Consider the following 9,968-nt stretch of genomic DNA (forward strand, 5'->3'; position numbering starts at 1 on the left):
CGTCCCGGCTCACCGCGCGGCGCCGAGCACCCCCACCGCTGCCCTCGCCACCGCCTCTACCAGCGCGATCCCCGACTCCTTCGTCGGATGCCCGTCCGAGAGCACCGCCACCAGACACGTGCGCCCATCGGCCCGGACCCGGCCGATGCTGTTGATGTCCCACAGCCCGGTCGTCGTCCGTGGCATCCAGCCGTTCTTCAGGGCCCAGCCGTCGCCCGCCGCCGACACCCCCCACCGCTGACCGGCCTCGACCCGCTCCATCAGCCCCCGCAGATACGCACGGGACTCCGCGCTCAGCTCCGACTCCGGGCCGAACACCGCCCGCAGCAGTGTCAGCCGGTCCGCCGCCGTGGTCCGGGTCAGCCCCCAGGCATGCGCCGCCGCCGTCCCGGTCAGGCCCAGGCGCGCGACGGCCGCGTCGAGCGCCGCCGGTCCGCCGATCTCCCGCAGCAGCGCGGTGGCGGAGGCGTTGTCGCTCCGCTCGATCATGGCGGCGGCGCGCTCACGCTCGACGGCGGTGAGCGCGCGCCCCTCGCCCTGGGCGATCAGCAGCAGCGCCGCGACCAGATCCACCTTGACGACACTCGCGGTGTCGAACGAACCGTCCCCGTGGACCGCCCGCGCCCCGCTGCCGGTGTCCAGCACGGCGACCGACACCCGCACACCCTCCGCACCGGCCGTCAGAGGCTCCACCACCGCCGTCAGCGCCGAGTCGAGATCCACCATCGGCTCCTCACCCTCCGCCGCCGTGACCCGGGCGGTCCGGCGGCCGGTACGGACGATACGGACCTGTCGGCGGGGCGGCACGGCCCAGGCACTAGGCTCGCCCCGTGGCGCAGAAGAACATTCCGGACCCCGGATACTCCGACGACGACGGCACCGCCGACCCGGCACTGACGACGGCACTGGCCGCCTGGGCCGAGGACCGGAAGGCCGTCGGCCCGGTACTCGAAGCCCTCAGGGGCGCCCGGCTCCTGGTCCCGGTCGTCGCCGTGCTGGGGGAGGTGGAGGAGGACGAGAACGGACTGCGTCGCGAGAAGACCAGCGACATGGCGGTCCCCACCCTCCAGGCCGGGGACCGCCGGGCCCTGCCCGCCTTCACCTCGACCGACTCACTGGCCCGCTGGGATCCGCAGGCCCGCCCCGTCGCCGTACCCCTGCACCAGGCGCTGCAGGCCGCCGCGCACGAGAAGGCGGACACGGTCGTCCTCGACCTCGCCGGCCCGGTCGCGTTCGAGCTGACCGGCTCCGCGCTGCTCGCCCTCGCCGAGGGCCGCACCAGCGCCGACCCGCTGGACGACCCCGCAGTCACCTCCGCGGTACGGAACGCGGTCGCCGCCGAACCCGCGGTGCTCCGGGCCCACCTCGGGCCGGGCCGTGCCGACGGCACCCTCGCCCTGGTACTCGCCCCCGGCGCCGACCCCGCCGAAGCGGCCCGCCGGGTCGCGGATGCGCTGGCGGCGGACGAGGTCCTGCGCGCCCGCCTGGTGCGCGGCCTGGACCTGGCGCTGCTCCCGGCCGACGCCGCCGCCCCGGGAGAGCCGCTCTTCACACGCTGATCGCCCCGACACGCGAAGAGTCCCCCCGCCCGGGCGGGCGGGGGGACTCGGCGGTATTCGCGGGAACGGGGGAGTGGCTCAGCCGAAGACGGGGCCGGTGTACTTCTCGCCGGGGCCCCGACCGGGCTCGTCCGGTACGAGCGACGCCTCGCGGAACGCGAGCTGCAGCGACTTCAGGCCGTCCCGCAGCGGGGCCGCGTGGAAGGAGCTGATCTCGGTGGCGCTGGCGTCCAGCAGACCGGCCAGCGCGTGCACCAGCTTGCGGGCCTCGTCGAGGTCCTTGTGCTCGTCGCCGTCCTCGGTCAGCCCGAGCTTCACGGCGGCGGCGCTCATCAGATTGACCGCGACCGTCACGATCACCTCGACCGCGGGCACCTCCGCGATGTCGCGGGTCATGTCGTCGAAGCCGGGGGAATCACTGGTGGGGGTCGCGTCACTCATGGGCCATACGATAGGCCCACAGCGGGGCCGCCCCGTCCGCGGGAGCGGCGGGCGGGAGCCGGTTAGCGCCTGCCCGGGGGAGCTGCTAACCTTGTGTAACGACCGGCTGGGCAGCTATGTGCCCGGCCCACAAGTGGAGGCTCCGATCTCCCACCTGACTGTCCTCCGGGACGGCGGGTCATCCGGTCAGGCGGTGGCCATCGTTCCGTACGGACGATGGGACCGCCCGATGCGCCCCGCGGTTGACCGCGGTGGTTCCGGTTGTTCCAGGAGCCCCGCCTGTGTCCCGTCCGGGGCGTTTTTATTGCACTGGTGCGGTTGGTCTCACGAAACAGACGTTACGTGGCTGTCCGCCAGGCGGCCGCGTGGTGCTACCGAGGAGGATCCATCAGCGCCGAGCCCCGCATCAACGACCGGATTCGCGTTCCCGAGGTGCGACTTGTCGGTCCCAGCGGCGAGCAGGTCGGGATTGTTCCGCTTGCCAAGGCCCTGGAACTCGCACAGGAGTACGACCTCGACCTGGTCGAGGTGGCGGCGACCGCCCGTCCGCCCGTGTGCAAGCTCATGGACTACGGGAAGTTCAAGTACGAGTCGGCCATGAAGGCCCGTGAGGCGCGCAAGAACCAGGCGCACACGGTCATCAAGGAGATGAAGCTCCGGCCGAAGATCGACCCGCACGACTATGACACCAAGAAGGGTCACGTCGTCCGGTTCCTCAAGCAGGGCGACAAGGTCAAGATCACGATCATGTTCCGTGGTCGTGAGCAGTCCCGCCCCGAGCTGGGCTTCCGACTGCTCCAGCGTCTGGCTTCGGACGTGGAGGAACTCGGCTTCATCGAGTCCAACCCGAAGCAGGACGGCCGGAACATGATCATGGTTCTGGGCCCGCACAAGAAGAAGACCGAAGCCATGGCCGAGGCCCGTGAGGCTCAGGCCGCCCGCAAGGCGGGGCGCCAGGGTTCCACCCCTGACGCCGAGGCCGCGGACGAGGCTGCCGAAGCGCAGCCCGAGGCTCCGGCCGAGACACCTTCCGAGGCCTGACCGCAGGGGGCCGCCATCCAGGCGGCCCCGGGTCACCCCGGAATTCCCACCAAGATCTGACGCCCCTGCTGCCCGGTGCCCGCACCGCGAGGGGCGCCACTGACGAGGAGAGAACGGCGCGATGCCGAAGAACAAGACGCACAGCGGTGCCAGCAAGCGCTTCAAGATCACCGGCTCCGGCAAGGTGCTCCGTGAGCGCGCCGGCAAGCGCCACCTTCTTGAGCACAAGTCGTCCAAGAAGACCCGCTCGCTGACCGGCACGGTCGTAGTGGCTCCGTCCGACGCCAAGAAGATCAAGAAGCTTCTCGGCAAGTGAGTCCGCGGCCCGCGGTCGATCCGCGGGCGGCGAATTCGAGACCGGGACCAATTCGTTTCCGGGCCGTGTGAGTCCAACCACGGCCCCGCTACAAGGAGTTAAAAAGTGGCACGCGTCAAGCGGGCAGTAAACGCTCACAAGAAGCGCCGGGCAATCCTCGAGCAGGCCAGCGGCTACCGCGGCCAGCGCTCCCGCCTGTACCGCAAGGCGAAGGAGCAGGTCACCCACTCCCTCGTCTACAACTACAACGACCGCAAGAAGCGCAAGGGCGACTTCCGTCAGCTGTGGATCCAGCGCATCAACGCCGCTGCCCGCCAGAACGGCATGACGTACAACCGCCTCATCCAGGGTCTGAAGGCCGCCAACATCGAGGTGGACCGCAAGATCCTGGCCGAGCTCGCTGTCAACGACAGCAACGCGTTCGCCGCCCTCGTCGAGGTTGCCCAGAAGGCCCTCCCGAGCGACGTCAACGCCCCGAAGGCCGCCTGATCCAGGTCGCACTGTCTTCCGTTCCGGACCCGCAGGCGCTCGCCGTCTGCGGGTCCGGTGCGTTGCACGACACGTTCCGTACGTCCGCCACCTCCGTACGCAGAGAGGCTCGCCGCCGACCATGGGCACCCCCGAACTGATCTCCCCGCGATCGCCGCGCGTCGCCGCCGCCCGGCGGCTGGCCAGGCGCAACTTCCGCGGCAAGGAGCGCAGGTTCATCGCCGAGGGGCCGCAGGCCGTGCGCGAGGCCGCCGAGCACCGCGGCAGCGACGGCGAACCGACCCTGATCGAGCTGTTCGCCACCGTGGAGGCGGCCGAGCGGTACGCCGACATCGTCGCCGCAGCCCACGCGGCAGGCGCCCGGGTGCATCTCGCCGACAGCGAGGTCCTCGCCGATGTGTCGCAGACCGTCACTCCGCAGGGCCTGATCGGCGTCTGCCGCTTCCTCGACTCCCCGTTCGACGCGATCCTCGCGGCGAAGCCGAAACTCGTCGCCGTCCTCGCCCACGTACGCGACCCCGGGAACGCCGGGACGGTGCTGCGCTGCGCCGACGCGGCGGGCGCCGACGCCGTCGTGCTCACCGACGCGTCGGTGGACCTCTACAACCCCAAGTCGGTCCGGGCCTCGGTCGGTTCGCTCTTCCACCTGCCGGTCGCGGTGGGCGTCCCGGTCGAGCAGGCCGTGCAGGGACTGAGGGCGGCCGGCGTACGGATTCTCGCCGCCGACGGCGCGGGCGACGACGACCTCGACGACGAACTCGACGCGGGCACCATGGGCGGGCCGACCGCCTGGGTGTTCGGCAACGAGGCCTGGGGCCTGCCGGAGGAGACCCGGGCACTGGCCGACGCCGTGGTGCGGGTACCCATCCACGGCAAGGCGGAGAGCCTCAACCTCGCGACGGCGGCAGCCGTATGCCTGTACGCCTCCGCGAGGGCCCAGCGCCCGCGGTGACATCGCAGGGTGTCGCCGGGTCACCGCCGACTAGTAGGGTGGCGAACTCGGGGGCCCACTGCACCGGTTCGAGAGGTGGGGTACGGGATATGGCTGTCGGCATGAGCAGGCCGCGCGAGACACATACGGCCGTCGTGCGTGCCTGCGAACCCGCCGGCGAGGCGGGCGACGCGGCCGAGAATCCGGAGCCCGGAGTCTTCGACATGGCGATCGATCCCGACGACCTGCCCGACGGACTGGCCGTCGCCGACGAGACCGGCCGGATCATCTGCTTCAACGCCGCGGCCACCCGGATCACCGCGGTGCCCCGGGCCGCCGCCTTAGGCCGTTCCCTGGAGCACGTACTGCCGCTGGAGGACCTCAAGGGCCACCGCTGGTGGGAGCTGACCGACCCCTACGGCGGCCTCGCCACCAGGGTCGGCCAGCCGGAGCGCAACCTGCTGCTGCCCGGTGGCCGGGAGGTCCTGGTCTCCGCCCGCTACGTGCGCGAGCACCCGACCGGGCCGGTGCGCCGGGTGGTGGTCTCGCTGCGCGGCACCGAGGCCCGCCGCCGCAACGAACGCAGCCACGCCGAGCTGATCGCCACCGTCGCCCATGAGCTGCGCTCCCCGCTGACCTCCGTCAAGGGCTTCACCGCGACGCTCCTGGCCAAGTGGGAGCGGTTCACCGACGACCAGAAGCGCCTGATGCTGGAGACGGTCGACGCCGACGCCGGCCGCGTCACCCGGCTCATCGCCGAGCTGCTCGACATCTCCCGGATCGACTCCGGACGCCTGGAGCTGCGGCGCCAGCCCGTGGACCTCTCCGCCGCCGTCGAACGGCACGTCCAGGCCCTCACCGCGACCGGCCAGGACCCCGACCGCTTCCTCGTCCGCACCTGTCAGCCGCTGCCCGCGGTCTGGGCCGACCCGGACAAGGTCGACCAGGTGCTCGGCAACCTGCTGGAAAACGCGGTGCGCCACGGTGAGGGAACCGTCACCATTGAAGTCGCACCCGCACCCACGAGCGACGAGAAGGGAACGGCGGTCACCGTGAGCGACGAAGGCCCCGGCATCCCCGAGGAGTCGATGGGCCGTGTCTTCACCCGCTTCTGGCGGGGAAGCAAGCGCGGCGGTACGGGCCTGGGCCTCTACATCGTCAAGGGCATCGTCGAGGCGCACGGCGGCACGATCACGGTCGGCCGCGGCCCCGGCGGCGGCGCGGAGTTCCGATTTATCCTGCCCGTGAGCACGCCGGCCTACCTGGTCTGAGCGGCCCACGGGCCTCCCACACATCCTGTGGCCCTTAGACTCGACCTTTGGCACCTTTGCGTCCTCCAGTCGTCGATCGGGGCCATGGGGGTCCGGGGTCTTCCCCGGTAAGCGCAGTATCAGCCAATCGGAAGCACGGGAAGAGATGTCGGCACCGAACAAGTCGTACGACCCAGTCGAGGTCGAGGCACTGAAACCGGAAGAGATCGAGCGCATGCGGGACGAGGCGTTCGCCGCCTTCGCCGCCGCCGGTGACCTCGACGCGCTCGCCCAGGCGAAGACCGCGCACACCGGGGGTACCTCGCCGCTGTCGCTCGCCAACCGCGAGATCGGCGCACTGCCGCCGCAGGCCAAGGCCGAGGCGGGCAAGCGCGTGGGCCAGGCCCGCGGCGCCGTCTCCAAGGCCCTCGCCGCCCGTCAGGCGGAGCTGGAGGCCGAGCGGGACGCCCGCGTGCTGGTCGAGGAGGCGGTGGATGTCACGCTGCCCTACGACCGCACCCCGGCCGGCGCCCGCCACCCGCTGACGACCATCATGGAGCGCGTCGCGGACGTCTTCGTGGCCATGGGCTACGAGGTCGCCGAGGGCCCCGAGGCCGAGGCGGAGTGGTTCAACTTCGACGCCCTGAACTTCGTGCCCGACCACCCGGCCCGGCAGATGCAGGACACCTTCTTCGTCCAGGGCCCCGACGGCGCCAGGAACGACGAGTCCGGGGTCGTGCTGCGCACCCACACCTCGCCGGTCCAGGCCCGCTCCCTGCTCGACCGGGAGCCCCCGGTCTACGTCGTCTGCCCCGGCCGCGTCTACCGCACCGACGAGCTCGACGCGACGCACACCCCGGTCTTCCACCAGATCGAGCTGCTGGCCGTCGACGAGGGCCTCACCATGGCCGACCTCAAGGGCACCCTCGACCACATGGTCCAGGCGCTCTTCGGCCCGGACATGAAGACCCGGCTGCGGCCGAACTTCTTCCCGTTCACCGAGCCGTCCGCCGAGATGGACATGGTCTGCTACGTCTGCCGCGGCGCGTCCGTCGGCAACCCGGACCGCCCCTGCCGCACCTGCGGCAGCGAGGGCTGGATCGAGCTCGGCGGCTGCGGCATGGTCAACCCCAAGGTGCTCACCGCCTGCGGCGTCGACCCCCAGAAGTACAGCGGATTCGCCTTCGGGTTCGGCATCGAACGGATGCTGATGTTCCGCCACAACGTAGAAGACATGCGAGACATGGTCGAGGGTGACGTCCGGTTCACCCGGCCGTTCGGGATGGAGATCTGATGCGCGTCCCGCTTTCCTGGCTGCGGGAGTACGTCGACCTGCCGGCGACGGAGACCGGCCGTGACGTACAGGCCAAGCTCGTCGCCGTGGGTCTGGAGGTCGAGACCGTCGAGCAGATCGGCGCCGGCCTCAAGGGCCCGCTGGTCGTCGGACAGGTACTGACCATCGAGGAGCTGGAGGGCTTCAAGAAGCCCATCCGCTTCTGCACGGTCGACGTCGGCAGCGCCAACGGCACCGGCGAGCCGCAGGAGATCGTCTGCGGTGCCCGTAACTTCTCCGTCGGCGACAAGGTCGTCGTGGTCCTCCCCGGCGCCGTGCTGCCCGGTGACTTCGCGATCGCCGCCCGCAAGACGTACGGCAAGACCTCGCACGGCATGATCTGCTCCACCGACGAGCTCGGCATGGGCGACGACGGCACGCACGGCATCATCGTGCTGCCGCCGGAGCACGAGGTCGGCACCGACGCGATCGAGCTGCTCCAGCTCGTCGACGAGGTCCTGGACATCGCCGTCACGCCGGACCGGGGCTACTGCCTCTCCATGCGTGGCGTCGCCCGCGAGACCGCCATCGCGTACGGGCTGCCGCTGCGCGACCCGGCGCTGCTGGACGTGCCCGCGCCGAACGCGTACGGCTACCCGGTCAAGGTCGCCGACCCGATCGGCTGCGACAAGTTCACCGCGCGCACCGTCGTCGGCCTCCAGCCCGAGGCCCGCTCCCCGATCTGGCTCCAGCGTCGGCTGCAGAAGGCCGGGATGCGCCCGATCTCGCTCGCCGTCGACATCACCAACTACGTGATGCTGGAGCTCGGCCAGCCGCTGCACGCCTACGACCGCACCCGTATCGACGGGCCGATCGGGGTGCGCCGCGCCCAGCAGGGCGAGAAGCTCACCACCCTCGACGGCACGGCCCGCGTCCTGGACGCCGAGGACCTGGTCATCACGGACAACCGCGGGCCGATCGGCCTCGCGGGCGTCATGGGCGGTGCCAACACCGAGATCGCGGACGTCCAGGACGGCGAGCACCGCAGCACCGAGGTCGTCATCGAGGCCGCGCACTTCGACGCGATCTCGATCGCCCGGACCGCGCGCCGTCACAAGCTGTCCTCCGAGGCGTCCAAGCGCTTCGAGCGCGGATCCGATCCGCAGGCCGCCGCTGCCGCCGCGCAGCGCACCGTCGACCTGCTGGTGCTGCTCGCCGGCGGCACCGCCGAGGCCGGGGTCACCGAGGTCAGCACGCCGTCCGCGCCCCGCACCATCGCGATGCCCGCGAACCACCCCGACAAGGTGGCCGGCGTCGACTACGGCCGCGAGACCGTCGTACGCCGCCTCCAGGAGGTCGGCTGCGACGTCTACGGGCAGGACGAGCTGATCGTCACCGTGCCGTCCTGGCGCCCCGACCTCGGCGAGCCGAACGACCTCGCCGAAGAGGTCATCCGGCTGGAGGGTTACGAGAACCTCCCGTCCACCCTCCCGACGCCGCCGTCCGGCCGCGGGCTCACCGACCGCCAGCGGCTGTACCGCAGGGTCGGCCGGGCGCTCGCCGGAGCCGGCTACGTCGAGGCGCTGAACTACCCGTTCATCGGCGACGCCGTCCTCGACCAGCTCGGGTTCGACGCCGACGACGCACGCCGCCGTACCGTCAAGCTCGTCAACCCGCTCTCCGACGAGGAGCCGGCGCTGCGCACCACGCTGCTGCCGGGCCTGCTCGGCGCACTGCGGCGCAACGACGGCCGCGGCAGCCACGACCTCGCGCTCTTCGAGACCGGCCTGGTCTTCCGGCCGACCGGCAACGAGACCAAGGCCGTACGGCTGCCCGTCGACCGCCGGCCCACCGACGAGGAGATCGCCGGGCTCGACGCCACGCTGCCGCGTCAGCCGCGCCGCGCCGCGGTCGTCCTCGCGGGCGCCCGCGAGCAGGCCGGCTGGTGGGGCAAGGGCCGCCCGGCCGACTGGGCGGACGCCATCGAGGCCGCCCGCACGATCGCCCACGAGGCGGGCGTCGAGGTGACCGTGCGCAGCGACCGGCACGCGCCGTGGCACCCGGGCCGCTGCGCCGCGCTGTACGTCACGGTGAACGGCGAGGAGACCCTGTTCGGTCACGCCGGTGAGCTGCACCCGCGGGTAGTCAAGGAGCTGCACCTGCCCGAGCGCACCTGCGCCATGGAGGTCGAGCTCGACGTCCTGGAGCAGGCCGTCGACGGTGCGCTCCAGGCGCCCCGGATCTCCACCTTCCCGGTGGCGACCCAGGACGTCGCGCTGATCGTCGCGGAGAACGTCCCGGCCGCCGACGTGGAGCGGGCGCTGCGCGAGGGCGCGGGCGAACTCCTCGAATCGGTGCGGCTGTTCGACGTCTTCACCGGTGAGCAGATCGGTGCGGGCCGCAAGTCCCTGGCGTACGCGCTGCGCTTCCGCGCGGCGGACCGCACGCTGACGGTGGACGAGGCTTCGGCCGCGCGTGACGCGGCGGTGGCCCTGGCCGCCGAGCGGACGGGCGCGGTGCTGCGGGGCGCGTAGCGTTCCGTACGAATGGGCGAGGAGGGGCGCATACCGGGACCGGGAGCGCCCCACCGGGCCTGCACGCCGCGGGGGGGGGGCCGCCCCCGGGCCCCCGCGCGGCCCCGGGGGACCCCGCGCCCGGACCAACCCGC

General features: G+C 71.9%; 10 protein-coding genes. 8 read left to right on the forward strand and 2 right to left on the reverse strand.

Going from position 1 to position 9,968, the window contains the following annotated elements; translation table 11 throughout:
• Positions 1-9: 9 nt before the first annotated feature.
• The gene (locus ACFVH0_RS31395) at positions 10-807 is read right to left on the reverse strand and encodes a serine hydrolase (protein ID WP_385825713.1); all 798 of its coding nucleotides are present in this window, start codon (positions 805-807) and stop codon (positions 10-12) included.
• Positions 808-830: 23 nt separating this feature from the next.
• Between ACFVH0_RS31395 and ACFVH0_RS31400 the strand changes: the two genes are divergently transcribed.
• The gene (locus ACFVH0_RS31400) at positions 831-1,559 is read left to right on the forward strand and encodes an SseB family protein (protein ID WP_385825715.1); all 729 of its coding nucleotides are present in this window, start codon (positions 831-833) and stop codon (positions 1,557-1,559) included.
• Positions 1,560-1,637: 78 nt separating this feature from the next.
• Here ACFVH0_RS31400 and ACFVH0_RS31405 read toward each other — a convergent pair whose 3' ends face one another.
• Positions 1,638-2,000, reverse strand: a complete 363-nt coding sequence (locus ACFVH0_RS31405; RefSeq protein WP_385825717.1) for a DUF1844 domain-containing protein — start codon at positions 1,998-2,000, stop codon at positions 1,638-1,640.
• Between the two features lie 342 nt (positions 2,001-2,342).
• Between ACFVH0_RS31405 and infC the strand changes: the two genes are divergently transcribed.
• From infC to pheT, 7 genes are all read left to right on the forward strand, one after another.
• Complete coding sequence (gene infC, locus ACFVH0_RS31410; RefSeq protein ID WP_266421725.1) at positions 2,343-3,041, forward strand: translation initiation factor IF-3; 699 nt, start codon at positions 2,343-2,345, stop codon at positions 3,039-3,041.
• Between the two features lie 121 nt (positions 3,042-3,162).
• Complete coding sequence (rpmI, locus tag ACFVH0_RS31415) at positions 3,163-3,357, forward strand: 50S ribosomal protein L35 (RefSeq protein WP_072484441.1); 195 nt, start codon at positions 3,163-3,165, stop codon at positions 3,355-3,357.
• A 105-nt stretch (positions 3,358-3,462) separates the two neighbouring features.
• Positions 3,463-3,846: a 50S ribosomal protein L20 gene (gene rplT, locus ACFVH0_RS31420; protein WP_072484442.1), complete on the forward strand. Its 384-nt coding sequence runs from the start codon at positions 3,463-3,465 to the stop codon at positions 3,844-3,846.
• 121 nt (positions 3,847-3,967) lie between these two features.
• Positions 3,968-4,798 carry a TrmH family RNA methyltransferase gene (locus ACFVH0_RS31425; protein ID WP_385825719.1) on the forward strand — a complete coding sequence of 277 codons (831 nt, stop codon included), beginning with the start codon at positions 3,968-3,970 and terminating at the stop codon, positions 4,796-4,798.
• A gap of 89 nt (positions 4,799-4,887) precedes the next feature.
• The gene (locus tag ACFVH0_RS31430; protein WP_385825721.1) at positions 4,888-6,048 is read left to right on the forward strand and encodes an ATP-binding protein; all 1,161 of its coding nucleotides are present in this window, start codon (positions 4,888-4,890) and stop codon (positions 6,046-6,048) included.
• 145 nt (positions 6,049-6,193) lie between these two features.
• Positions 6,194-7,321, forward strand: a complete 1,128-nt coding sequence (gene pheS / locus ACFVH0_RS31435; protein ID WP_385825723.1) for a phenylalanine--tRNA ligase subunit alpha — start codon at positions 6,194-6,196, stop codon at positions 7,319-7,321.
• Positions 7,321-9,834 carry a phenylalanine--tRNA ligase subunit beta gene (gene pheT / locus ACFVH0_RS31440; RefSeq protein WP_385825725.1) on the forward strand — a complete coding sequence of 838 codons (2,514 nt, stop codon included), beginning with the start codon at positions 7,321-7,323 and terminating at the stop codon, positions 9,832-9,834. The genes pheS and pheT overlap by 1 nt, the downstream gene beginning before the upstream one ends.
• Positions 9,835-9,968 lie beyond the last annotated feature (134 nt).

The organism is Streptomyces sp. NPDC127117 (assembly GCF_042677325.1).
Classification (GTDB): Bacteria; Actinomycetota; Actinomycetes; order Streptomycetales; family Streptomycetaceae; genus Streptomyces.

What these genes read in the sequence shown, in the direction of transcription:
- rpmI (WP_072484441.1), top strand. Translation starts at nt 3,163, where the DNA reads ATGCCGAAGAACAAGACGCACAGCGGTGCCAGCAAGCGCTTCAAGATC.
- pheS (WP_385825723.1), top strand. Translation starts at nt 6,194, where the DNA reads ATGTCGGCACCGAACAAGTCGTACGACCCAGTCGAGGTCGAGGCACTG.
- ACFVH0_RS31405 (WP_385825717.1), bottom strand. Translation starts at nt 2,000, where the DNA reads ATGAGTGACGCGACCCCCACCAGTGATTCCCCCGGCTTCGACGACATG.
- pheT (WP_385825725.1), top strand. Translation starts at nt 7,321, where the DNA reads ATGCGCGTCCCGCTTTCCTGGCTGCGGGAGTACGTCGACCTGCCGGCG.
- ACFVH0_RS31430 (WP_385825721.1), top strand. Translation starts at nt 4,888, where the DNA reads ATGGCTGTCGGCATGAGCAGGCCGCGCGAGACACATACGGCCGTCGTG.
- ACFVH0_RS31425 (WP_385825719.1), top strand. Translation starts at nt 3,968, where the DNA reads ATGGGCACCCCCGAACTGATCTCCCCGCGATCGCCGCGCGTCGCCGCC.